This is a genomic window from Paenibacillus sp. FSL L8-0494 (assembly GCF_038003695.1).
Taxonomy (GTDB): Bacteria; Bacillota; Bacilli; order Paenibacillales; family Paenibacillaceae; genus Paenibacillus_AQ; species Paenibacillus_AQ odorifer.
The window spans coordinates 652,233-676,616 of record NZ_JBBOPQ010000001.1; the positions used below are offsets into that span (position 1 = coordinate 652,233).

Below are 24,384 nucleotides of genomic sequence, written 5' to 3' on the forward strand. Positions count from 1 at the left end.
TCATTGAAAGGGTGAGAGCATCGTGAATAACAGAAAATCGATTGCGGACGCTGAAGAACAGTTGTCATCATCGAAGGGTGCTAATTTCTTTATTATATTACGGCTATGTCTAGTGTTTGTTGTTCTTTGCGGAGTGATTTATCCTCTGACTACTACAGCGATTGCTCAAGTTCTGATGCCATCGCAAGCAAACGGCAGTCAGCTGAAGAATGACGCTGGAGTTGTTGTGGGTTCAGAACTCATCGGGCAAAGCTTTACGGACCCGGCGTTATTCCATGGCCGTGTATCCAGCATTGATTATAAAGCGGAAGCTTCAGGCTCCAATAACTACGGCCCATCCAACCCGGATATGCTGCAGCGGACGAAGGATTCCATCACACAGTGGCAGCTGGATAATCCGGATGTGCCTGTAAACAAGCTGCCGGTTGATTTAGTAACCAACTCGGGTTCAGGTCTTGATCCGCATATCACTCCTGCGTCGGCAATTGTGCAGATTCCCCGGATCAGTAATTTGACCGGGATTCCAGCCACGCAGCTGGAAGAGCTAGTGAGTAAGCAGACCGAAGGCCGCGATCTAGGGCTGTTTGGTGAAGAGCGGGTAAATGTTCTGAAGTTGAACATGGAGCTGCAGAAATTAACGAACAAATAAATATAGCTAATATCCCTGCCCGATTGTTCAAACTGGGTCAGGGATATCTTGCTTTCTGGCATAGAAGAGTGAATGGATGAACGGGTTATTAAGGAGTGGTCTTGATGGGAACATATCGGAGGAAGACGCCGGAGGAACTGCTGCTCTCTATCTATGAGCTGCATCGTGGACGCCTGAAGATCTATATTGGTCCGGTCAGCGGATCGGGCAAAACCTATCAGATGCTGCGTGAGGGTCAGGCGCTGAAAGCACAGGGCATCGATGTTGTAATCTGTGCGGTTTCAACCAACCAGAGTCCAGAAACAAGGGATCAGCTGGGTGACTTGGAACGGATTCCAAGTATTCATTGGTTTCAGAAGGAGATCGAGAAGAAGGATCTGGACGTGGAGGCTATTGTGGCACGTAATCCAGAGGTTGTACTGACCGATGGATTGGCTCATCATAATCGCGAGGGTGCGGAGAGATCAACTAGGCTGGAGGATATCAAATATTTATTGGGCTGTGGAATTAGTGTCATCACAACTGTAAACGTATACGAGCTGGAGGGCGCAGCAGATCTAGCGCGGAAGTGGACGGGGATTGAAGTGGAATATTCCTTGCCTGCGGAAGTGCTCACCCTTGCAGATGATATCGTTCTAATTGATGTGACTCCGGAAAAGATACTTCAACGTTTGTCCGAAGGACATTTGGGCAAGAAGCAGCGGACTTCGCTTTTTAACAAAGGGAATCTAAGCAAGCTGCGGGAGCTGGCGCTGAGAATGGTTGCGGAGGATGTTAATGGCTCGCTGGAGAAGCATCGGGAGGAGCAAGGATTGCTGGGGGCTTCGGGGATTGCCGAAAAAGTGTTGGTGTCCGCACAGTATTATTGGAATGGCTCGATTCATATCCGCCGTGGACAGCAAATCGCTAAACGGTTAAACGGAGATCTGGCGGTGGTATCCTTCTGGAAGCAGGGCCTGACGCCCTCTAAGGAAGCAGCAACCTTCAAGCGATCCCTATGGAAGCTGACTGAGAAGATTGGGGCCTCGATGGAGGAGATTTCTTTTCGCTCGAAGAGGGAGATTCCGGGACTTCTAGTGAAATACGCCATCCAGCATAATATTACCCGTATCGTTATGGGACACTCCAAGCAAACGGCGTGGCAGGAGCTGTGGAAGGGTTCGATTGCTAACTCATTGTTAAAGCAAATCCGCGGAGTAGATGTGTTTTTCGTGGCTGATCGTGCTGAGCGTGAGGGAGAACGCGTTCTTCCTACCCGGCAGAGCCGAAATGAGCGGAAAGCCGATGCCTATCACAGATTAAGCAGTCAGGAAGTAAAGGATAAAATCGATGCCATTCGTGGGGGCACATTTAAAGTGTACATTGGTGCTGCTCCCGGAGTGGGCAAGACTTATAAGATGCTGCGAGAAGGAAATGATCTCCTAAAGAGAGGGATCGATGTTGTTATTGGACTACTAGAAACGCATGGACGTAAAGAAACCCTTGAACAGATCGGTGATCTGGAGATCCTTCCGCGACTGAGTATTGACTATCGGGGGACTGTCCTTGAGGAAATGGATACGGCAGCTATCATTAAGCGTAATCCGGAGGTCGTACTGGTAGATGAACTGGCACATACCAATATGCCGGGCAGCAAACATAAGAAGCGGTATATGGATGTTATGGAGCTATTGGATGCAGGGATCTCTGTAATCTCCACAGTGAATGTTCAGCACTTAGAAAGCTTGAATGATGCTGTAGAACAAATTACCGGAGTTAGAGTTAGAGAGACTTTCCCAGACAGCATTCTGCAACGGGCCGACGAGGTTGAACTTATCGATGTATCTCCTAAAACACTGCAAGAGCGGATGAAGGATGGGAAAATATATGCGATGACCAAAGTGGATCAGGCGCTGGGGGCTTTTTTCAAAATCGGCAATCTAATCGCCCTCCGTGAACTGGCGCTGCGGGAAATTGCTGATGATGTGGATGAACGTCTGGAGGCCTGGGAACGTGTCGGGTCGCTGCGGGGACCTTGGCGGCGGCAGGAAGTGATCTATGTGTGCATCACCTTAGGAGATCATGCGGAACGTCTGATTCGGCGAGGTTTTCGGATTGCCTATCGTCTAAAAGCTTGCTGGTATGTTACGTACGTACAGGAATATAAGCAGAGCGGGCCTTCTTACGATAAACGAATTAATGATTTGAAAGAATTGACGGAACGACTGGGTGGAACGTTTAAGATGATTCCTAACGTGCTCCCGGCACGAGTGTCTTCCTTGCTGCTTGAAAGGTCTCAAGCCTTACAGAGCACACAGATTATTATCGGCCAATCTCAACGCTCCTGGGTACGTAAATGGCTGCGTGGGGATGTCACTAAGCAGATTCTGCGTTCGGCCAGAAATGTAGATGTACTGGTCGTGGCAAATCTTATGCGTGAGGAACCTTAAGCTTTAGAACAATGAAAAAAGGGGATTCCTAGCCAAGTGGCTGTTGGAATACCCTTTTTTGGTATGCATATATCAAGTGCTAAATAATTAACCGGATGAATTACTGGGCCGCTTCGATGAGTGCTTTCAGCTCGGGAAGATTGAATCCCTTGGTGGCATGATCCCCTGCTACAGTAACAGGAACACCCATGAAACCAAGCTTTTCGACTTCCTCTTGATAGACTGTGCTAGTCATAACATCTCTTACTTCAAAAGGGATACCTTGCTCCGTAAGATATTGTTTGACCAGATTACAATCGCTGCAGCCTGCTGTTGAATAAACAATCACTTGCTGGCTCATTGGTTCACAGCCTCTTTGATAGCATCTCTTGTGATCTTCCAGTGGGAAGTGTTCCAGCGAACCTCATTATCCTCAAGCAGGAAGAGCTGTGGAGATTCATGCTTAATCCGAAAATCCTCGGCAATTTGATTGGAAACTGGACGATCCTCGATGACTAGAACTACTGCTGCTGCAGTATCCGCATCCTTTAGATAAGCCTGGAATTCTTCATTAGCTTTGGCGCTAATCGGGCAGGTAGTGCTGTGTTTGAACAGCAGTTTTTTGCCAGGTTTAGCCACATACTGCTTAAGATCTTCCAATGTATGAAGTTGTTGAATAGACATAGATATCACCCTCCTGGGATCGTTATTTTACTAACCATTGTGTTGTTAACAACCTGTAATCATGATTGTAACATATATTAAATTTAAAACAAAAAGGATTCTGGAGCAGCTAATCCAAGGATGACCAAACCCTCATTTTAGCGCGTTGAAAAAAAGGGGACGGCATGCTAAGGTGAAAGCAAGACAACTTGCTTCAATAATCCTTACTAGGTAGGAGTGTTGATAAGAATGAACAGAGTCGCATGTGTGACTGGAGCTGATCGGGGTCTTGGATTGTCTCTTGTACACTCTCTTTTAGAGAAACAGTTCTTAGTATTTGCTGGACAATACATGAGAGACGCAGATGAATTGAAAGCGCTTCAAGAAGAGTATCCGGAACAGCTGGAACTTATTCCACTCGATATTGGTAGTAAGGATAGTGTAAAGCAGGCAGCAAGGGCTATCGCCAGCAGAACTGGGCATGTTGATATTCTTATTAATAATGCCGGAATTATTCATTCCGCAGATGATGCTACGATGCTGGTGGATATGGATGATGAGGGCATGGCAGAGATTTATAATGTGAATACGCTAGGCGCGTTGAGAGTCAGCAATGCACTTATGGGCCTATTATTGCAAAGTAAGGATAAATTAATTGTTAATATTTCTTCGGAAGCGGGCAGCATTGGCAGAAATAAGCGTATTAATATGTACGGCTACTGCATGTCTAAAGCGGCACTGAATATGCAGTCCTCCCTGATGCACAATCATCTAAAGACGCTTGGGGGTCAAGTGATGGTGTTTCACCCCGGCTGGATGAAGACTTATATGCATGGCGAAAAAAATGAGCAAGCGGATATTTCACCTGATGTGTCCGCAGATCAGATTATAAGTCAGGTTATGGAGTATAAAAAATATCTAGGGGATGAGCCGGCCTATCTTGATGTGGATGGCAATACATGGCCTTGGTAGAGGGGTTTCCCGTAATCAAAAAAAGTACACGAAGAAAGGCGATGATAGGATGTCTACACTAAAAGCACTGGCACTCGGAAGTTATTCGGAGGTTAAATATCACCCATTTGCGGGAGTAGACCGGGAGATTGAGCAGATATTTGCCAATGACCTGCAGGTATTCTCCTCGGAGGATTACGGGCTGCTTAATAAAGAAACATTATCTGACTACAAGCTGGTGATCTCCTATACCGAATTCTCCGATGATAAAATACCGGCGGAACAAAGCAGCGCATTGCTCTCCTATGTGGCTAATGGTGGCGGATTACTAGTGGTACATAACGGAATCTCCTTACAGCGTAATCAGGAGCTAGGCGCCATGCTGGGAGCTCATTTCACTCATCATCCAGAATTCACTTCGCTCCAGATGTCCATACCGGCAGGGGAGCATCCCATTATGCAGGGAATAGAAGAATTTGTGATCGATGATGAGCCTTATTATTTTGAGCAGCATCCCTATTTCGAAACAACTGTGCTTATGGAATATCCTCATGATGGGGCAATGAGGCAGGCGGCTTGGTGCCATGAGTTTGGTCTAGGCCGGGTTGTTTATTTAATGCCTGGTCATCATTTGCCGTCATTTTCCGTAGAGCCTTTTCGCCAGATGATTCGTAGAGGTGGACTTTGGGCGGCGGGATTATTGTAGGATATAAGCGGATATACCTGTTGTAACATAAAACACGAGTCCAACTGCGGGTTAACTGCGGTTGGATTTTTTTTGTTGACTCTAACATTGGTGTCAGGGTTTATACTGGTGTAGAACAATTCTCATGAACCCCGGGGAGAATGCTATGAAAATAGGTGAGCTTGCTAAACTGACGGGCGTAAGCGTCCGTTCACTTCGTTACTATGAGAGTCAGGGATTAATCTCGCCGATCCGTCAGGCCAACGGATATCGGGAGTACTCTTTACTTGCTGTAGAGACGGTAGAAACGATTAAACTATATTTGAACCTGGGTCTGTCGACAGAGCAGATCGCGGGCTTTCTACATTGTGTGTTGAAGAACAAAGAAGCCTTCTGCGCAGAAGTGATGCCACTATACCGCAGTAAACTGGAGGATATTGAACGTCAGCTTGTAGAGCTAAATCAGATCAAGAGGAATTTGGAAGAACGAATGGCATCTATCTTGCAGGAGCAGGATGAGAGCAAGTTGGGCGCGTGTACACTGGAGAACTTGGAATAGGTACTGCTGGTGCTGGAAAATATGAGGAGGAATGGCAAATGTCAATTATAAATGCCGATAGCGCGGATTGGGTGCGGGCAGAAATACGTGGTGGAGGAACCGTGCTGGTGGATTATGGTGCGCCATGGTGCCCCCCTTGTAAGGTGCTGTTGCCTCTTCTGGAAGATCTTCACCAGGAATATGGAGACGATGTTTCTATTGTAAAGGTGAATTGTGATGAACTTCCGGATCTTGCTGGGGAAGCTGGTGTTATGGGGATGCCTACTGTCATTGTATATAAAGAGGGACAGCCTATAGAAAAGCTGGTCGGTCTGCGTCCGAAAGCAGCCTACCAAGGCATACTGAACAAGGTTCTCCAAGCATAAGGCAATAAATATAAAGATGAAATTAGGGAGACTCCATATTGTGGGGTCTTCTTTTTGTGCATGAATTAACCATCTTCGGTAAAAAATACGAACACAGCTATAAAGGAGGTGATGAGGGTGTGGGGTAGTATTTTAGAGCTAATTCCTAAATGGAGCGTAATTTTCCAAGGTTTTATGATCTTTTTCGTTCCGTTTATTCTAATTCGTACGACGAGTTGGGCTAGGGCAAAGGAAGATACGATAAGTACTAGAGCAAAAAAAGCTGCCGGCAGCATAGGCGGGGGTGTTCCTTACGGAGAAACATCTATAGGGACTAGCGGCACGAAAAAGGTTGCTAAGCCAGATGGATCGGCTGATCTAAGTGAAGGTCCTACAGGAGCAAGCTATAGCGGTCAATTTCGGGAGGATTTGCAACGATTTAAAGAGATGAGCACAGATATGCATGATGTGAGTTTTCGGGAGTTGCGTATCGGAGGTATAAAGCTGCAAGCGGCCCTTATATTTGTAGATGGATTGACGGATAAAGATAAAATGGATCGGAATATTCTGAAGCCTTTAATGGATGCTTATCAGGTCTTTAAGGATCCCCATACGATACCGGAAGCAAAGGATCTAAAAGATATTCTCATTCATGAAATTGTGCTTATTTCGGAAGTTGAGTTTACGGATAATGTGAAGCTCTCGCTTCAAAAGGTGTTGTTCGGCTCTGTAGTGCTGCTAGTGGAAGGGATACCGGAGGCTATTGTGCTCAGCACCCCGAAGGGGAACACAAGAGGGATAGAGGAGCCTGAATCAGAGGCAGTCTTGCGGGGATCACGAAGCGGATTTAATGAGACGTTAAGTGACAACACAGCATTACTGCGCAGGCACGGGCAAAGCACAGAGCTAGCGATGATTTCGTTTACTGTAGGAAAGAGAATGAAGAAGGATTTGGTTCTAACTTATATCAAAGATATCGCGAATGATGAACTTGTCGAAGAAGTCAAACGAAGAATTAGGACGATTGATATAGATGATGTGCAAGAATCTGGTTATGTGGAGCAATTAATCGAAGATAATAGCTTCACGCCATTCCAGCAGATTCAGAATACGGAAAGACCTGACCGCGTAATGGCAGCGCTACTGGAAGGGAGAGTAGCTATTTTACTGGATGGCACTCCCTTTGCCCTGATCATGCCAGTTTCCTTCGGGATGCTGCTGCAATCACCTGAGGATTATTACGATCGGTGGATGGTGGGTTCGTTGGTGCGCTTACTGCGTTTTCTCGCGGCATTGATATCAATGTTTGCACCGGCACTATATATTTCCTTCCTCTCCTTTCAGCCAGGATTGATTCCGACAAAGTTGGCTATTTCAATCATCAGCTCCCGCCAAGGTGTACCTTTTTCGGTATTAATCGAAGCATTGATTATGGAGACCTCCATCGAAATATTACGGGAGGCTGGACTCCGGCTGCCTAAACCTATCGGTCCTGCAATGGGGATTGTTGGCGGTCTAATCATCGGTCAAGCCGCGGTAGAAGCCGGAATTGTGAGTCCAATTCTAGTCATCGTTGTTTCAGTTACAGCAATTTCTTCCTTCACCATCCCTATGTATAGTGCTGGAATGACACTTCGCACGCTCCGTTTTGTAGCTATGTTTTCTGCAGCAGTCTTTGGATTATATGGAGTTGTGTTATTTTTCCTTTTCCTGAGTGCCCATTTAATCAAGCTAAGAAGCTTTGGCATGCCCTATCTTGGCATGTTCATACCGTATAAGATTAAGGATTGGAAAGATTTTATATTCCGTATGCCACTGCAATTTCTAACAGGCCGCCCTACGCTGTTGAAGCCGAAGGACCCCCGACGCAAAGGGTGAGGGGTCTAGGTAAAGGAGGAAGAAATTATGAGTACCGAGGTTAAGGACCGAATTACTGCTGTTCAAGCAACGATCATATTAGCCAATTATACTATTGCGGCAGGGATACTTACCCTTCCTCGGACGATTGTAGAGGCTAGTGAGACTCCAGACGTATGGATCTCCGTTTTTTTAGGGGGAGTGATTACCTTTTTTACAGGTTTAATTATAGTGAAGCTTAGTCAACGGTTTCCAGGTCAAACCATTTTTCAATTTAGCGGGAAAATCATTGGCAAGCCACTTGGAGTGATTCTCTCTGTATTAGTGATTGTGTATTTTCTGTGCATAGCCAGTTTTGAAGCACGTTCCGTGCAGGAAGTGACCTCTTTTTTTCTGCTGGAGGGGACCCCACCTTGGGCTATTGTTGCCGTGTTTATTTGGATAGCCTTCTATTTGTGCAGAGGAGGGCTTAATGCCATAACTAGCATGTGCAGGTTGATTGTTCCGATTGCATGGACAGTTTTTGTTGGGGTATGTTTGCTTAGTGTTGAAGTTTTTGATATCGATAATCTGCGGCCTTTTCTTGGAGATGGGTTAGGACCGGTATGGAAGGGCATCAGGCCAACCATTCTGACTTTTACTGCTGGTGAAGCGATGCTGTTCATTGTTGCTTTTATGGATAAGCCACAAAAAGCAGTAAAGGTAATTATTGCTGGATCATGTATATCAACGTTCTTTTATCTTTTAGCCGTTGTAATGACTATTGGTGCGTTTTCTATAGATGGAGTGGTCACAAGAACTTGGCCATTTCTTGATCTAGTGAGAAGCTTTGAGGTGAATTATCTTATTTTTGAGAGGTTTGAATCGCTGCTGCTGGTAATCTGGATTATGCAAATTTTCTGCACCTTCTGCATCACTATTTATGCTGCTGCTTTGGGAGTTTCTCAAATATTTCATAAACGATTTAATAGCTGCTTATTGGCTATACTTCCAGTAGCCTATGTAGTTTCCAGAACGCCTCCAAATGTGAATGCTTTGTTTGCATTAGGGACAGTTGTGGGGAATTGGATGATCGTTTTATTTGGATTAATTCCATTGCCGCTGTTAATCATCGCACATTTCCGGAGGGCGGCTTCATGAAAAAGTGGAGAGTGTCGATTACATTTCTTATATTATGTATTCTGTTGACCGGTTGCTGGAGCAGTACACCTGTTGAGGAGTTAAGTATGGAGATTGGTGTTGCCCTGGACAGTGCGGAGGAGACAGGGGATGAGGAGGCAACTCAGCAAGGAGGTGGGGGGAATCCCATGCCTGCCCAAATAATGAGTACCTATCAGTTTACGATTCCTCAAGGCTCAGGAGGGTCAGGTATGAAGTCTGGGGCTTCCCCATCTTCAACCAGAAATTACTATAACATGAGTGAAGTAAGTGATTCGATGTTTGAAGCATTACGGGCACTTTCACTGCGTACTAGACGTACTCCGATCGGACATCACCTTAAGGTCATTGTGATCGGTGAGAAGCTTGCACGCTCTACTAAGTTTTCTGAGTTAATTGATTTCTTTAGCAGGGATAACGATATTCGTCCCAGTGTTCTACTATATGTCAGCAAGGGAAAAGCCAGAGATGTATTGGAAAATGCGCTGCCGGGCCAAACCCCTTCATTTGTATTAGAGGGGATTTTTGTGAATAGAAGTCGGAGCACGAGGATATGGGAGCCAGTTTCAATAGCTAAAGTAGCGGGTCCTTTGCATGGTAAAAGAAGTTTCATGTTGCAGAATGTAATATCTTTAGAAAAAGAGAAGGAGACAAAGCTGGATGGAGCAGGCGTAATTAAAGGGAAAACGGGAAAACTCGTTGGTTTTTTTGATGCATCGGAGCTGGAAGGAATGGTCTGGCTGACTGGAAAGGGAGAGGGGGGTGCTCTCAAAGCATACGACCCGTCTAACAATAAGCTCATTACCTATGAAATCAAATCCCTGGGTAGCAAGTATAAGGCTATTGTGAAGGATGGGAAGATCTCCTTTCATGTGAAAATAGAATCTACGGGGAGATATGGTGAGGCTTTTGCTAAGAGTGCGAAGAAGTTACATGACGGCATTGTAAAGGAGGATAAAGCAGTGCTAGAGAAGCATGTCGTAGACATGCTTCAGGTCACTGTGAAAAAAATGCAGAAGGAGCTGCATACAGAGGTTGCAGGTTTCGGCAACGCTTTGCGTATTCAACATCCAGCCGTATGGCGGAGCGTAGAGGATAACTGGGATGAAACCTTTAGCGAGATTCCGATTACCTATGAAGTGAAACTGAATATTGAAGAGTATGGTGCATCAGATACATCGGCTGAATAGAAAGGGCTATTTGCAATGTTGTATGGAGCTACTTCGTTTGTGTCTGGATAGGAATGACATCATTCTGATGCAGTGCATCGAGCACTTCATCCTTTAATTGAGATGTGAAGGCATTCCATGTTTTTTTACCGATGTCCAGTTCTTCACGTCCAATAGCATTCAGTGTTTCTAGCCACAGACGTTTGTCGTTAATCAGCCCAAGTTGATCTTGAATCTCCTTATAGATCTCCTCATGCGCATGAAATTTCTGATTTAACGCAAAATCGGCTGCACTCGCGGTATAGCGCAGTTCCTTAGCGGCAATTCTTAGCTGGTGCAAAGCGTCGAAGGCTTCTTTAGATTCGGCATTGTCTTCATGAAAAATAGCTTTACAGGTTTTTTTCTTCTGCTCATAAGCGATCTCAAGCTCACGCATAACAACGTTAACATTCTTTTTTGCGACTAGGGCTTCAAGCTGCTCGCTTAGGAAGGTCTTCCACTTTTCCTCGAGGCCTTCATTGATTAGTTCAGGCAGCTCATTAGTGAGCTTCTTGCGGTAAGTTTTGCGCTTGTCCTTTTGGTAAGCAATCACTGCCTTTAACAGGTCTGCAGTTTTAGAATCTCCGTTCTCCTTCGCTTGCTTGCGCTTGTTCTTAAAAGATTCTATTAGAACATCTGCATCTCTCACTTTACCTAATCTCTTTTGCGCTTTTTTGAAAATAGGGTACAGGCCTGAAGTGTGCCGCGGATCAAGAATGGATAATAGACTTAGCAGCTTACGGCAGTTCACTCTTGCCTGGTGGATATCTTCATCAGCGAATTTATTTAATGCGTCATGGCTGTAATCCCAAAAGTTGATATAAAGGTGGTTAAGGGCTTGTTCCCATTGCTTTGTTTTGGTTAGCTGTCGTTCTTTGGTCAGCTTGTCTCCTGTCATGCAGCATCACTCCTTAACGTTTGGGATAGCATGAATTTAGGGCTTCCCCTATTATGCTCTGGGGCAAGTCCATTTACTATAAGAATAGCGTTATCATAACCTCATTTCAATTCTCTACTCACAGCATAGAGACAGATCGGTTACAATATTACTATCATTATTTATACGGATAGGCTTGGATCTTTAGCTGGTAGAGAATAGCAGGTCTCGTGGCTCATATTCGGGAAAGAGGGGCTTTGGTGGATACTCGTGAGTATGATTCAATAGTTAGTAAACTTCCTTCAGAAATGGGGCTCTTTCAACATCTGAGTGCAAAGGATGAGAGCAAAGATACAGAAGCAGGGAGCCTAGAAGATATGTTGGTTCCATTCGCTTTTGAGGAAACCTTATGCAGGGATGTTGGAGCGGGCATTATACCTCCTAGCTTACATCTGTGGAGTCATTCTGGTGGTGTGGCGCTTGGACTTCGGGACAGTAAGCTACCGTGTGCAGCTCAGGCGATGCTTATGCTTGAGGAGCAAGGGATTAGAACGGCGGTTAGGCATTCAGGCGGGGCTGCGGTGCCTCTGGATTCAGGGATCGTTAATGTTTCTCTAGTTCTGCCCAAAGGACGTGGAAAGCTGGACTTTCATGATGACTTTAAGCTCTTGGCTGCTTTGATCACGGAAGCGGTTGCTATAAGTCATCCACAGGCTGCGGCGCAAATTGAGGCTGGTGAGATTGTTGGTTCTTACTGCCCGGGTGATTTCGATCTGGCCATTAATGGTCGGAAGTTTTGTGGGATCGCTCAGCGTAGGCAGAATAATGCTTATTTTGTACATGCATTTGTTGTAGTTTCTGGCTCGGGACAAGAACGCGGTGAACAAATCCGCGATTTCTATGCGCAAGCCTCCGGAGGAGACTCCTCATTAGCTTATCCACGGGTTCGTCCAGAGACGATTGCTGGACTTGGTGAACTCGGTGGACCTGAAGTGGCGACAGTGTTTGTGGAGGGAATTATTCAGGCTTTAATTCACCGGGGAGTGTCTCTTAGACCATCCGGCATTTTGCAGCAAGAGACAGGATACAGCTTGGACTATGATGATCCACGTGTGCTCGATGCAACGCGGGTGCTTCGCGAGCGGTATTCCTGAGGGCTAAGCATGGGTTGGAGTCTGTTAAAAAAGGACGTAATGGAAAGCTGGCTAGAGCCAGCCTACGAAACGTCTTTTTTTAATATTCAATCACGCTCTTTTAATTATACAACTCAGGACGTCTGTCCGAAAAAATCGGAATTTGTTTCCTAATCTCACGCACCTGATGTAAATCGATATCTCCAGTTAGAATTTCTTCCTCTTCAGAAGCTTCACACACAATATCTCCCCAAGGATCAATAATCATAGAATGCCCAGCAAAGATATTGGCTGGATCGCTGCCTGCACGGTTGCAGGCTACAACATAACATTGATTCTCGATGGCCCGGCTGATCAACAGCGCCCGCCAGTGGGACAACCTGGGCAGTGGCCATTCAGCGCAGACGAACAGGATTTCCGCCCCTTGTGCGGTATGGGCGCGAACCCACTCCGGAAAACGGATATCGTAACAGATTAGCCCTGCACATAAGATGCCGTCCAATGTGAAGAGTCCTTTAGTTTCTCCCGGTTGGAGATACAAATGCTCCTCCATCAGCTGGAACAAATGCAGCTTGCTGTATTGTCCAACAAGCTCACCTGATCGATTAAATACATACATACGATTGGTGACCCCAGCATCATTACGGCTAGCCACTGAACCGGCGATGATATTGATGCTGTATTGTTTAGCCAAGCTGGAGATGAATTCCTTGGTAATTTCTCCTTCTAGATCGCCAATATCTTCTAAGCGAGTCAGATCATAGCCAGTGGTCCATAGCTCAGGGAGAATCAGACAATCAGGGGCTGCGGAAGCAGCTTCATTTATTTTCTGGGCAACAGCAGCATAATTCATAGCGGGATTGCCAAATGCTATATCCAGCTGAATCAGGGATATTCTCATAGGTATCCTCCTCTTTTGTTCAAGCGTATAGCACCGGATAAGGATAAGCAATGTTGATTTTTTAAAAATGATTTGATATATTAGTTGACGGGTCAATGATTATGCGTTAGTATAATTTTGTACAAAACAATTGCATGCAATTAAATTTAGAAAGGAGGCATATTTTGACGGAGCACTGTCCTGAGGAAGAGCATATATTTGAACTGCTGCAGGCTTTAAACAAAGGAATCTCTCCAAAATTCGAACGTTGTGCCGGGATTAGTCCCACACGGCTTCGCCTCCTGCACGAACTGTTTCGGGTAGACGAAGTCAGCCAAATCAGTCTGCAAAAGGAAATGGAGATTGATGGGGCAGCCGTCACACGTCATCTGAAGGGATTGGAAGAGAGTGGCATGATCGCCCGCCGCAATAACCCAGCCGATAACAGGGTCACATTGGTCTCATTAACCGATCAAGGTCGGGAAAGAATGGTTAAATATAGCGAAGAGAAAAGGCGGTTTATCGCTACTTTGCTAACAGGTTTTAACGATCAGGAGCGAGCAGTGCTCATTGATATGCTTAATCGTCTGCAATCTAATATCATTCTGTTGTAACTTACAAATCACACACTCAAAGGAGAATTACACATATGAACGCTACACAAACAAATGACTTTCAAGAAATTATTACAGGACGCCGCTCTATCCGCAAATATGATCCATCCGTTAAAATCAGCAAAGAAGAAATGACACAGATCCTTACCGAAGCTACACTTGCTCCATCTTCAGTGAACATGCAGCCTTGGCGTTTTCTGGTCATTGAAAGTGACGAAGCTAAAGCTACTTTAGCGCCTCTCGCTCGTTTTAATAACGTACAAGTAGAGACTTCTGCGGCTATGATTGCCATCTTTGGTGATCTGAACAACTTCGATTATGCTGAAGAAATTTACGGTACTGCTGTTGAACGTGGACTTATGCCTGCTGAAGTAAAAGAAAATCAATTAACCAGATTATCCGCTCATTTCGCTAACCTGCCACGGGAAATTAACAGAGACACCGTGCTTATCGATGGCGCACTTGTTGCTATGCAGCTGATGCTGGTTGCTCGTGCACATGGTTACGATACAAACCCAATTGGTGGATTTGAAAAAGACCAAATCGCTGAAGCGTTTGGTATGGAAAAAGATCGTTATGTTCCTGTAATGCTACTCTCCATTGGTAAAGCTGTTGATGCAGGTTACCCATCTGTTCGTCTGCCTATCGATAAAGTTGCTGAGTGGAAATAATTATAAAGTTAGTAAGCCAACGCGCTACCATAAACACTAATCTTAGGAGGAATATACAATGATCATTATTCATGCTGTACTTAAAGTTAATCCAGAGCGTCGTGAACAGTTTTTGACGGAGTCTAAAGCATTACTGGCTGCTACTCATGCTGAAGAGGGTAACCTTTCTTATGAGCTATATGAGAATGCTGGAGAAGCCAACTCATTTATCATGATTGAGCAATGGCGTGATGCTGAAGCAGTATCCAGCCACAATACGAGCGCTCATTTCACTGCTTTCTCAGCTAAAGCTGGCGAATTCTTGGCTGCTCCTCTAGATGTTAAAGTATTTAGCGCAGAACAGGTAAAATAAGCTGTCTCCATTCTTAGGAATTCTGTTTAAACCTAAACAGGGATGATCCATAGCCATAAAGGCTGTGGGGCATCCCTGTTTTGCATTACACCCCGTTTATAAAAAGGAGATCTAGGGTATCTATCCTTACCTTGATTCAAAGGCATGCAATATAAACGATGGGGGACTTTACATATGAAGACACAGAGAAATATGATTGATTTCTTGAATTATTATCTATCCGGCGGATCGCTTGCCCGTATTATGGGTGTAGCAGGAGAAGAGGTGGAGCGTAAGCTTGAGGGGATAGACCTAGAGGCTGCCAGAGCCTATCGTCAGACGCTTGGCGGGGTCATTACGACAAGTCAGCAGCTATTCCAGCTTCCTGGATTTAGTCCAAGCTTACTGGAACAACTTACTGAAGTATTGGGCAGACTAGACTCAGGTAAGCTAAAGGTTCTGGCTCCGCAGACTACGTGGAATAATCAAGTAACACCTTACGTGAATGGTCCAGAGTGTCTAGGAATGATATTAGAGGAGATCAGAAAAGCGCAGCATTATATCCACCTGTCTGTCATGCTTTTTTTTAATGATCGTTCGGGGAATCTGGTTGCAGATGAACTGTTTTATGCTCTTAAGCGTGGCGTTAAGGTAAGGGTTATGGTCAATTACACATTGACGGCTTTGGGGTACGGAAATAATCTGGAGTACGGCCAGTTCTCCAAGATTGCTGATCAGCTTGAGAATGCAGGCGCCAAGCTGCTGAATACCTTCAATTCGTATTATACAGCCATTGAATGGCGGGTGAAACGAAAGGCGCTGGAGCAAGAGGGAGTGCCGGAAAGTATCCTGTTTCTGCAGGATAAAGTGCAAGAGGATGTTGAGGTTACAGGACTGAATGTCATCGATCATCGGAAGTTTATGGTCATAGATGGGGTAACCTCGATTATAGGCAGTATAAACATTGGTGACCAATATACGTATGAGACCCCAGTGCAGGCATCCTCTGCAATGAGTATAGATGGACATCCACAGGGGATTCCTAGTAAAGAGGCTGAGTGGCATGATGGCTGCTTCCGGATTCGCGGCGCTGCAGCGCAGCCTTTGAATGCGATGTTCTATTCTCGCTGGCTGCTACTAGGCGGAGATCATTTTGACGTGAATGATGTCTTTTATTATCCTGATGTAGATTATCATTTTGGTGAGGAAGAATGTACGCTGTTAGCAAGCTTTCCAGGTAACCCGGTTAACCTGATTCAACAATATTATCTGGATTTAATTACTTACGCGGCTGAGGAGACGATTATCGTGAATCCTTATTTGATTGATCAGGATTTTTGGGATCGGCTTGGGCTGCTTGGTCCGGAATGCTCGTGTAATTTGAACATTTGCAACCCGCTGGAGGTCAATGATCATCCTACAAATCGCGCGGCGGTAAGAGGCAATATGTATATGCCGTTTATTAACGGTGTTTCCTTCTATGACTACAGTGCCACCGGTCGATTTTCCCATTGGAAAATTACCTATGATCATAGAGCACAAGCCGTTTTTCATGGTTCATATAATATCAACGAAAGAAGTGCCTGCCACGATTTTGAGCTGGGAATGCTGGTAAAAGGGGAGGCCTTTGCAGAGCAGATAAAGTCTATGATCGATTATGACCTGAGTGTCTCGCGGAAGATTACCAGTAAAAGTGAGTTCTTTAAGCATCCTTGGCTACACCCTAGTACTTATCTGAATAAGGTAACCCAGAATTATACTTGATAAATTGGGCTAATTCTCATGATATAATGATCGTTATAAATCATTAGGGTGGAGTATTGGCTATGCAAATCAAAATTACAAAAAGTGGTTTGAAAAAGGACGAGGTATTCTTTCTCACAGAATTTGGGGAGGGCCGGGGAATCTGGTGTGGTGCTCCTGTGAATCCAGGGGCAGAAATGGATGTGGAATTCGAGCTTTCGGAGCTGCTAATGAGGTGGGTGGATATCCATCCTGTACTTGCAGGTGAGTTCAATATCAGGCTCGAGCAGGATAAGGTTATTTTTACGGGCGTGTTGGAGAATATTGAAGAAGATGGCACAGGATACTTACGAATAGGTGAAGGGTTAGTGATGTTCGAGTGTCTCGGTGAACCTATGGCACTGGGTGTGTTCGTAGAATTGCAGGTTCGTGATGTGCGAATCTATCCCTTCAGTATTTGACGCTTCTCAGGGACTAAGATAACATACAAAGATAACATTAGATTCAGAAAGTTAAGCAAGAGGAGTAGAAAGCTATGAACACCGAAATTCAGCAATTTAAGACCGAATTCTTCAAGGCGCTGGCTCATCCGATGCGTATTCGTATTCTGGAGCTGCTCAGCGAAGGTGAGAAGAATGTGAATGAACTGCAGGCTATTCTCGGCTCGGAAGGTTCTGCTGTATCCCAGCAGCTAGCTGTTTTACGCGCCAAAAATGTAGTAACCAGTGTGAAAGAAGGCACCACAGTCATTTATGCCTTACGTGATCCTCTGATCAAGGACCTTCTGGTTGTGGCCAAACAAATATTTGATAACCATCTCGTGAATACCATTTCATTGCTGGAAGGCATGCGCGGCGAGTGAAAATGGAATAGATTAACGTTATTTTGGCGTTGACAACAGTCGCGTCCTAGAGTAATGTTCTTCTTATATTCAAATAATCAGATATTTAAAGAAAAGAAGGTTTGAACATGACAGGGCGGGGTCGTTATAAAGGCTACAACATGAACGCTTTTCGCAAGGATTTGATATCAGGGACAATCGTCGGGGTTATTGCCATTCCTTTAGGGATGGCATTTGCTATTGCTTCTGGTGTAAAGCCGGAGTATGGCATTTATACGACAATCGTTGCCGGCATATGTATTTCATTGTTCGGAGGATCAAAATTTCAGATTGGTGGACCGACAGGTGCATTTATTCCTATCTTGTTCGCCATTGGGATGCAGTATGGTTATGAGAACCTGCTGTTAGCGGGGATGATGGCGGGGGTTATTTTAGTCCTCATGGGATTGTTAAGGCTGGGTGTACTGATTAAATTTATTCCGAAGCCGGTCACGATTGGTTTCACAGCAGGAATAGCGGTTATTATCTTCACCGGACAGATTGCTAATTTCCTTGGGTTAAGGAATATTGAACGGCACGAGAGCTTTGTAGATAACATGAAAGAAATTGGACTTCATCTATCGACGATCAATGGATATAGTATCCTGACCGCCGCGATTTGTCTGGCCGTTGTCATCCTAGCGATTCGCTTCGCTCCGAAGGTGCCGGGCTCATTGGTCGGTCTTCTTTGTGCGACTGTCATAGCAGCGTTATTTTTTAGCGGTAAGGTGACTACGATTGGTTTGGCCTATGGGAATATCCCTAACACACTGCCAAGCTTCCGTTTTCCGACCATTACCTGGGAGCGGATTACACTGCTGATTCGTCCGGCCTTTATCATCGCGATGTTGGGTGCTATTGAATCCTTATTATCAGCTGTCGTAGCTGATGGGATGACGGGCAGCCGCCATAACAGCAACCGTGAACTGATTGGTCAGGGAATCGCCAATATTGCAGCTCCATTGTTTGGAGGAATTCCAGCCACAGGTGCCATTGCCAGAACCGCCACAAATATCAAAAGCGGTGCAGTTTCTCCGATCTCAGGGATCGTTCACGGGGTAGTGGTATTCCTAATTCTTCTATTGTTTGCACCCTATGCTTCTAGTATTCCGTTGGCAGCGATGGCTCCTATCTTGATGGTAGTAGCTTGGAATATGAGTGAGCGCAAACAATTTTTTCATTTGCTTAAAATCAAAACAGGCGATTCTTTGGTATTATTCATCACCTTCTTGTTGACGATATTTGCAGATTTAACGCTGGCCGTAGAGGTGGGATTGATTCTTGCGGTGATTTTGTTTGTGAAACGGATGGGAGAGGTTCATCTGGTATCCAAAGTATTGCCTGATCCTAATTCCGTCAAGGTAGGGGCACATATGGTAACGGAGAGTCATGATTGTCCGCAGATTGGGATTTATACCGTGGAAGGGCCGCTGTTTTTTGGCGCTGCGTATAGATTTGATGACACCATGCCGGGTTATGGATCCGATCAGCCGAAAATTATATTAATGCGGATGGGAAAAGTGCCATTCATGGATACTACGGGCGAATCCAATCTGGCGGAGCTGGTGCGGCATTTACATGCTGTTGGAGGGAAACTAATGATCTCTGGTGTTCAGCCACAGCCGCTTGAGCTACTTAAGAGAACCGGGCTATATGACAAAATAGGAGAAGCACAGTTTTATCATCATACCGGTGAAGCGATCAATGAAGCTCTTAGCAGTATTAATCACAACAAATGTATCGGATGCAGTCATGCGGCGTTTAGGGAGTGTACGGCATTATCCTGTCAGGAGGATGCAGGTGGACTACGGGGTCTGACAGGACGCAAGAAGCCAGCATTGCCTCTGAACTAATCAGCGGTACTTGAGCTTAATAAATAAAGTCGGCCTGGGCGCTATTCTTGCGTCTGGGCTTTTGTATTAAAATTGGACTTCGGAATTCTGAATTTGTACAATTGGGTATAAGTTTAATGTAATCAATATCGATAAGGAGAATATAAGCTCATGAAGGAATTGAATTATCCGAAGGTGTTTATGCTCTTGGCGGGATTGTCTGTCGCTACATTGGCGGTATATCGTGTAGTGTCACTTCAGACGGATTCGTTTTACGGTTTTTTAATTTGGAATTTGTTCTTAGCGTGGATTCCGTTTTTATTCTCCATGGCTGCTTATGAACTAGACAAAAGGAAGATAGGCGGTTTATTACTTCTTCCTTTGGGTGTCGCGTGGCTGCTGTTCTTTCCAAACGCGCCTTATCTCATGACTGACCTGGTGCATTTAACGGTAAGAAAAAGTAGATATATCGTGGAGGGAGCCATTCAGAATCGCTACTGGTATGACTTGGTCACTCTTTTATTGTTCACCTGGAGTGGATGGTTGACCGGGTTCTTCTCATTGTATCAGTTCCAGACGGTCATTTATCGTAAAAGCAACCTGCTGTGGTCATGGGTATTTGTGCTTGCGGCATGTATGCTCGGGGGATATGGTGTACTGCTTGGCCGAGTCTACAGACTCAATAGCTGGGACGTCCTGACGGACAGGCATCAGTTGTATCAACTTGTTCTGGATAGCCTGAATCTCCAGTCCGTATTTTTCAGCTTGTTCATTGCCTTTGTCCTGCTGGTCATTTACGCGACGATGTATTGTCTACTCAATGCTCTTGGCACCGGAGAAAGACGAAGAGTTACCAGAGGGTACTAATCGGTACACTCCGGCTCAAACTGGAATTGCTTCAGATCTACCACACCTTTTTCATTAAAACTAACTCCCTCTCCCTGTAGATAGAGCCTCTGGAGGGAGTTAGACTCATCCTCAGTTAGTGCGATCATTCCTTTAGCATTAATGACCCGATGCCAGGGCAGCTTATATTTTTTGCTCATGGAGTGAAGGATGCGAACGACCTGCCTCGCTCCTCTTGGGCTGCCTGCCGCGCGGGCAACTCCTCCGTAAGTCATCACTTTACCTTCTGGTATAGACTGTATGATATGAATAACTCTCTCAGTAAATGGTGTCATAGCAAGCTCAAGCTCCTATATCTTATTTTTATCCATTGCTCAACAGATAAATCAATTCTAAACGAAACGGGGGACGAACAGGAGGATTTTTTGAGGATAGCAAAAAAAGGGTTGCAAAGCAATAAATACGCGTGGTATATTCTAACTGTAAAAATAATCTAAACGTTTAACAACGTGATTGAAAGAGTTCCATAATAAGATAGGAGAAGGTGTAATGAGGAAAACCAGCATTAAAGACATAGCCGCAAAGGCTAATGTTTCGATTGCTACAGTCTCCTATGTGCTTAATGGTACCCGCAATGTACGTTCTGATACAAGGGAACGAGTTGTTGCCGCCATTGAGGAGTTGAATTATAAGCCGAATGCTATTGCGAAGAGTCTCAAACTCAACCGTACGAATACAATAGGTGTTATTGCAGAAGATGTGACGGTATTTAACACCCCCGATATTATCGATGGAATTAATGATTTTGGAGATCGAAACGATTTGCATATTTTACTGGTGAATCTTCGTTTAGACAAGCGTATCGGCCGTAACTTCTCGAATACGGAAGACTACCGAAAGTATGCCGCTAATGCGGTTGCCGAACTGCTCAGCAATCAAGTGGATGGGATTATTTATATCGGTGTTCATCCCCGTGATTTAACGGGTCTAATCGATACGGAGGGTAAGCCGATTGTGTATACCTACTCTTACACACAGGACGATATCTCTATCCAGTATAATGATGAGCAAGCTGCTTACCAAGCCATGTCCTACTTGGTTAACCAAGGACATAGCAGAATTGCTGTAATCAGTGGTTTGATGGATTCTATCCCTTCCAGATTAAGACTGAACGGTTATTACAAGGCAGTTACTGAATATCAATTACCGTTCGATCCACTGTTAATTAAGATGGGAGACTGGGAGAGGGAATCAGGGTATCGCCTTACCTCCGAGTTGCTCGCTTTGCCGGAGCCCCCAACCGCGATTCTTTCCATGAATGATGTAATGGTTGTAGGTATTTTGCAGGCGGCAGAGGAAAAAGGGGTTAAAATACCGGATGATCTGTCGGTTGTCGGTTTTGATAATCGTGAATTCAGTGATTACTTACGCCCGCGTATAACAACAATGGGACTTCCGCTACATGAGATGGGCTATCAAGCTATTGAGGTTTTGTTCAATTTAATCAAGGGGACGAAGATGGATTCACTGACCATGCCGGAGTGCCGGTTGATCGAACGTGATTCCGTGGCTACGTTAAAAAATGCTGTGAAACAAAAATAAGTTTCACAGCTCCTTTTTCCTCATAAATCTAAACGTTTAACTTAAAATATCGAAGAGGTGCTAGGCAATGACGATTCTAGGCAATGAAAACTTCACGATGGAGCTAAGCGACCGCGGAGCACTTCAGTCTCTGATATTACAGGGCGACCCTAGTGAAATGAATTGGGTAGTTGATCCGTCTTATTTGAAAGAGGCAGGTTATGCGGATACAGATAAGCTATTCGGAGAATGGACAATAGAGCTGGACGGGAATATCATAAAAAGCACTGATCTGTTGCCCAAAATTACGCCAGAAGGAAAACACCGTGTAATTGTGGATTTTGAAGGCGCACCGATTGCAATCAAACTTACATATTCTCTGGAAGATGAGCGACTAAGATGGACTATTGAAGCTACAAACCGCTCACCACAATCTGTAAGAATTAATGGACTTCATGTGTGGCTTTCGCTCGCGTATATCATGTACAGAGATGAAAATGTGCAGCGCAATATGAGCCAGTCCTGTGCAGTGTTCCCCCATCTTGGTGGGGATTTCGCTAAAATCGCTGCTATTCGACGGAGCAACAAAGCACCACATCTGGGTGTTTATGGGGTTCAGGGCAGAACAGTAACCGTAGGTACTTATTGTAGTTATAAGAATCGTTTTCTTGAGCAGGTCTCCCCTTCTTTGGATGGTCTGCTGTATCATCGGCTATCGTTGGTGGAGGACGGATCATCTATGACCGAATCTGCAGCTGCCGACTGGATATATGGTGGCGCTTACAGTCCGCTGGATCTTGGCGCTGGGGAGACCTACAGCTGGGAATACATATTCCATCCCTGTCAGAATCGAGATGATTTCTATAGGCAGGGCATGGCCTATGGACATCCGCGCTGGAGCTATACGCCTGTATTAACCCGAGGAGGAAGGTTCGAAGCTGTTGTTGATCTGCCGCAGGGCCAGGTTCTACGTGAGCTGCGTTTGTATAGCACTTTACCGGGGACGGAGCTGATCCGCCAGGAGAATATTACGAACGAAGCTGTACGGTTGGAGTCAGGCAGTAGCTATGCTATATCTTTACAGCGTTTGGAGCCGGGAGAACATAAGCTGGAGCTGGTGCTAGAAGATGGACGGAGCGATATTCTGGTCTGGAATGTACTGGAGTCGATTGACTGGATTCTGGAAAAGAGAGCCGAGTGGTTGGTAAATAACAACTTTGGAGGGACAGGGGAGGTCGAAAGGCCATATGCCTTCCGTCCGCTATCGAATCAGGGAGAATCGCTGGGTAAGGTTGCTTTTCTACTGATGAAGAATAGCATGGCCAAGGCTGTCCCAGAACAAGTAGCTAAGGCCGAGATTGCAGCAGTATTGGATGTGAAGGAGCATTGGTTTGAAGGCGGGGATTTTAATCATCCGCGTCCCTTGTACGGAGAATTCTACCGCATTTATGATCTGGATTATATTGGGCATGTCTTTTATCTATTGTCACGAATGGATGGTTCATTACTTAAAATTCATTCTCCTAGAGAATATCTACAATGGGCTGCCGAAATCATGTGCCTTCGCCTAGACCCTGATCGGCACAGTGGCCAGCGTGAGAAGGATGAGAGCCGTCTAAATGGGATATTTGTGCTCTATATTCTTGATTTATTAGAAGCACTGAAGCAGTGCGGTCTTTCAGAAGAGTATAAACGTCTACTTACCTTATGGGAGCGCTTTGGTAGAAATCTGGAGACAGGGATACAGCAGTATGAGGGAGCTATAACGGAGCATTTTTACGATAATGCAGGATTTGGCCCTACCTGTGAAACGTTGTGTCACCTTGGAAATAAAGAGGAGGCCCAGCGTTATGGACAACTAATTCTGGCAAATATCGGATTCAGTAATGATTACAGAGTGCAGAATCCGGATCGCTGGTGGGAAGCTTTGTCTTATATGATTCATTCCCTTTGGGGTGGATTGGTAGCAGGAGCATCCCGGGTTGCCTATGAATTCCTTGGAGACCCTGAATATTTGGAAGCCGCTTACCGTTCTACGATGGCAGTATTCAATTGTTACGATTGGAATGTACGCTCTACTCCACGCCGTTTGTTGCCTGGAGAGGCAGCTTCTACATATAGTGTGGCAGCTCCTAACCTGAATATGCCAGAATTGTCGCGAAACCGTTTTGGGCAATCCGTATTTGTGGGGGCAAGTGATTCCTTGTTTGCTTCGCTGTTCTCGGGTGTGACAGGAGATGATTGGGATATGGGGGAGGAGCTAGTGGCCTATCTAATGGGCTTCGGGACAACCACATATTTGTACAGGGATCCACGCGGAAAGATGCGCTGTATTAACGGTTATATTGAAGAAGACTCGGAGGGCTGGATCGTAACAAGTTACGCTGCATATCCGTCAAGATATGTGCTGCTTGAGGACAAGCTCGAATATCGCACAACTGAGGGGATGCTAGAGCCTCACGTAAGACTGGCAGGCGGAATGTTCAGCCCTTGTCTGTAATCGCTAAGAATGAC

At 45.2% G+C, this 24,384-nt stretch carries 25 protein-coding genes; 20 read left to right on the forward strand and 5 right to left on the reverse strand.

Translation table 11 applies throughout. The features are described from left to right. Positions 1-61: 61 nt before the first annotated feature. Together kdpC and NYE35_RS03030 are read left to right on the forward strand one after the other, a co-directional pair. Positions 62-649, forward strand: a complete 588-nt coding sequence (kdpC, locus tag NYE35_RS03025; RefSeq protein WP_370510594.1) for a potassium-transporting ATPase subunit KdpC — start codon at positions 62-64, stop codon at positions 647-649. Between the two features lie 104 nt (positions 650-753). Next, positions 754-3,078: a histidine kinase gene (locus NYE35_RS03030; protein ID WP_036676712.1), complete on the forward strand. Its 2,325-nt coding sequence runs from the start codon at positions 754-756 to the stop codon at positions 3,076-3,078. Between the two features lie 100 nt (positions 3,079-3,178). On the opposite strand, the gene NYE35_RS03035 is transcribed toward NYE35_RS03030, so the two are convergent. Further along, positions 3,179-3,418, reverse strand: coding sequence for a glutaredoxin family protein (locus NYE35_RS03035; RefSeq protein WP_036676715.1), 240 nt, complete (start codon positions 3,416-3,418; stop codon positions 3,179-3,181). Then, positions 3,415-3,741: a bacillithiol system redox-active protein YtxJ gene (ytxJ, locus tag NYE35_RS03040; protein ID WP_076103892.1), complete on the reverse strand. Its 327-nt coding sequence runs from the start codon at positions 3,739-3,741 to the stop codon at positions 3,415-3,417. Before ytxJ ends, NYE35_RS03035 begins: the two co-directional genes overlap by 4 nt. 228 nt (positions 3,742-3,969) lie before the next feature. On the opposite strand from ytxJ, the gene NYE35_RS03045 reads away from it, so the two are divergent. The 7 genes from NYE35_RS03045 (at position 3,970) to NYE35_RS03075 (ending at position 10,464) form a co-directional block, all read left to right on the forward strand. Next, entirely contained in the window at positions 3,970-4,692 is a 723-nt protein-coding gene (locus tag NYE35_RS03045; RefSeq protein ID WP_076297314.1) for an SDR family NAD(P)-dependent oxidoreductase, read from the forward strand. Positions 4,693-4,741: 49 nt separating this feature from the next. Then, positions 4,742-5,377, forward strand: coding sequence for a ThuA domain-containing protein (locus NYE35_RS03050; protein WP_076103895.1), 636 nt, complete (start codon positions 4,742-4,744; stop codon positions 5,375-5,377). 145 nt (positions 5,378-5,522) lie between these two features. Further along, positions 5,523-5,915 carry a MerR family transcriptional regulator gene (locus NYE35_RS03055; RefSeq protein ID WP_036676727.1) on the forward strand — a complete coding sequence of 131 codons (393 nt, stop codon included), beginning with the start codon at positions 5,523-5,525 and terminating at the stop codon, positions 5,913-5,915. A gap of 38 nt (positions 5,916-5,953) precedes the next feature. Beyond that, positions 5,954-6,280 (forward strand): thioredoxin family protein, encoded by a 327-nt coding sequence (locus NYE35_RS03060; protein ID WP_036676728.1) that lies wholly within the window; start codon positions 5,954-5,956, stop codon positions 6,278-6,280. A gap of 117 nt (positions 6,281-6,397) precedes the next feature. Next, on the forward strand, positions 6,398-8,137 hold the full coding sequence (locus NYE35_RS03065) for a spore germination protein (RefSeq protein WP_370510593.1): 1,740 nt from the start codon (positions 6,398-6,400) through the stop codon (positions 8,135-8,137). A 27-nt stretch (positions 8,138-8,164) separates the two neighbouring features. After that, positions 8,165-9,256: a GerAB/ArcD/ProY family transporter gene (locus tag NYE35_RS03070; protein WP_076101370.1), complete on the forward strand. Its 1,092-nt coding sequence runs from the start codon at positions 8,165-8,167 to the stop codon at positions 9,254-9,256. Beyond that, entirely contained in the window at positions 9,253-10,464 is a 1,212-nt protein-coding gene (locus NYE35_RS03075; protein ID WP_036676729.1) for a Ger(x)C family spore germination protein, read from the forward strand. The genes NYE35_RS03070 and NYE35_RS03075 overlap by 4 nt, the downstream gene beginning before the upstream one ends. Positions 10,465-10,492: 28 nt before the next feature. On the opposite strand, the gene NYE35_RS03080 is transcribed toward NYE35_RS03075, so the two are convergent. Next, positions 10,493-11,380, reverse strand: a complete 888-nt coding sequence (locus tag NYE35_RS03080; protein WP_036676731.1) for a CHAD domain-containing protein — start codon at positions 11,378-11,380, stop codon at positions 10,493-10,495. Positions 11,381-11,619: 239 nt separating this feature from the next. Between NYE35_RS03080 and NYE35_RS03085 the strand changes: the two genes are divergently transcribed. Next, positions 11,620-12,513, forward strand: coding sequence for a lipoate--protein ligase family protein (locus tag NYE35_RS03085; protein WP_081384020.1), 894 nt, complete (start codon positions 11,620-11,622; stop codon positions 12,511-12,513). Between the two features lie 100 nt (positions 12,514-12,613). Here the strand turns inward: NYE35_RS03085 and NYE35_RS03090 are convergent, their stop codons facing one another. Next, entirely contained in the window at positions 12,614-13,399 is a 786-nt protein-coding gene (locus NYE35_RS03090) for a carbon-nitrogen family hydrolase (RefSeq protein ID WP_036676852.1), read from the reverse strand. A 158-nt stretch (positions 13,400-13,557) separates the two neighbouring features. On the opposite strand from NYE35_RS03090, the gene NYE35_RS03095 reads away from it, so the two are divergent. The 8 genes from NYE35_RS03095 (at position 13,558) to NYE35_RS03130 (ending at position 20,310) form a co-directional block, all read left to right on the forward strand. Further along, positions 13,558-13,986 (forward strand): MarR family winged helix-turn-helix transcriptional regulator, encoded by a 429-nt coding sequence (locus NYE35_RS03095; protein ID WP_036676732.1) that lies wholly within the window; start codon positions 13,558-13,560, stop codon positions 13,984-13,986. Between the two features lie 35 nt (positions 13,987-14,021). Beyond that, entirely contained in the window at positions 14,022-14,657 is a 636-nt protein-coding gene (locus NYE35_RS03100; protein ID WP_076101373.1) for a nitroreductase family protein, read from the forward strand. Positions 14,658-14,715: 58 nt separating this feature from the next. Next, on the forward strand, positions 14,716-15,009 hold the full coding sequence (locus tag NYE35_RS03105; protein ID WP_036676736.1) for a putative quinol monooxygenase: 294 nt from the start codon (positions 14,716-14,718) through the stop codon (positions 15,007-15,009). Between the two features lie 174 nt (positions 15,010-15,183). After that, on the forward strand, positions 15,184-16,752 hold the full coding sequence (locus NYE35_RS03110) for a phospholipase D-like domain-containing protein (RefSeq protein WP_341120115.1): 1,569 nt from the start codon (positions 15,184-15,186) through the stop codon (positions 16,750-16,752). A gap of 62 nt (positions 16,753-16,814) precedes the next feature. Continuing rightward, positions 16,815-17,192, forward strand: coding sequence for a hypothetical protein (locus NYE35_RS03115; protein ID WP_341120117.1), 378 nt, complete (start codon positions 16,815-16,817; stop codon positions 17,190-17,192). A gap of 74 nt (positions 17,193-17,266) precedes the next feature. Continuing rightward, positions 17,267-17,593 (forward strand): ArsR/SmtB family transcription factor, encoded by a 327-nt coding sequence (locus tag NYE35_RS03120; RefSeq protein WP_036676741.1) that lies wholly within the window; start codon positions 17,267-17,269, stop codon positions 17,591-17,593. Between the two features lie 107 nt (positions 17,594-17,700). Next, positions 17,701-19,464, forward strand: a complete 1,764-nt coding sequence (locus NYE35_RS03125; RefSeq protein ID WP_340900209.1) for a SulP family inorganic anion transporter — start codon at positions 17,701-17,703, stop codon at positions 19,462-19,464. A 150-nt stretch (positions 19,465-19,614) separates the two neighbouring features. Beyond that, positions 19,615-20,310, forward strand: a complete 696-nt coding sequence (locus NYE35_RS03130; RefSeq protein WP_038568569.1) for a DUF1361 domain-containing protein — start codon at positions 19,615-19,617, stop codon at positions 20,308-20,310. On the opposite strand, the gene NYE35_RS03135 is transcribed toward NYE35_RS03130, so the two are convergent. Continuing rightward, positions 20,307-20,624, reverse strand: coding sequence for an MGMT family protein (locus tag NYE35_RS03135; protein WP_036676747.1), 318 nt, complete (start codon positions 20,622-20,624; stop codon positions 20,307-20,309). The two genes, NYE35_RS03130 and NYE35_RS03135, sit on opposite strands and share 4 nt — an antisense overlap. A 214-nt stretch (positions 20,625-20,838) precedes the next feature. Between NYE35_RS03135 and NYE35_RS03140 the strand changes: the two genes are divergently transcribed. Both NYE35_RS03140 and NYE35_RS03145 read left to right on the forward strand, forming a co-directional pair. Continuing rightward, on the forward strand, positions 20,839-21,891 hold the full coding sequence (locus tag NYE35_RS03140) for a LacI family DNA-binding transcriptional regulator (protein ID WP_036676749.1): 1,053 nt from the start codon (positions 20,839-20,841) through the stop codon (positions 21,889-21,891). A 67-nt stretch (positions 21,892-21,958) separates the two neighbouring features. Next, positions 21,959-24,370 carry a hypothetical protein gene (locus tag NYE35_RS03145; protein ID WP_341120119.1) on the forward strand — a complete coding sequence of 804 codons (2,412 nt, stop codon included), beginning with the start codon at positions 21,959-21,961 and terminating at the stop codon, positions 24,368-24,370. The last annotated feature ends 14 nt before the right edge of the window (positions 24,371-24,384 follow it).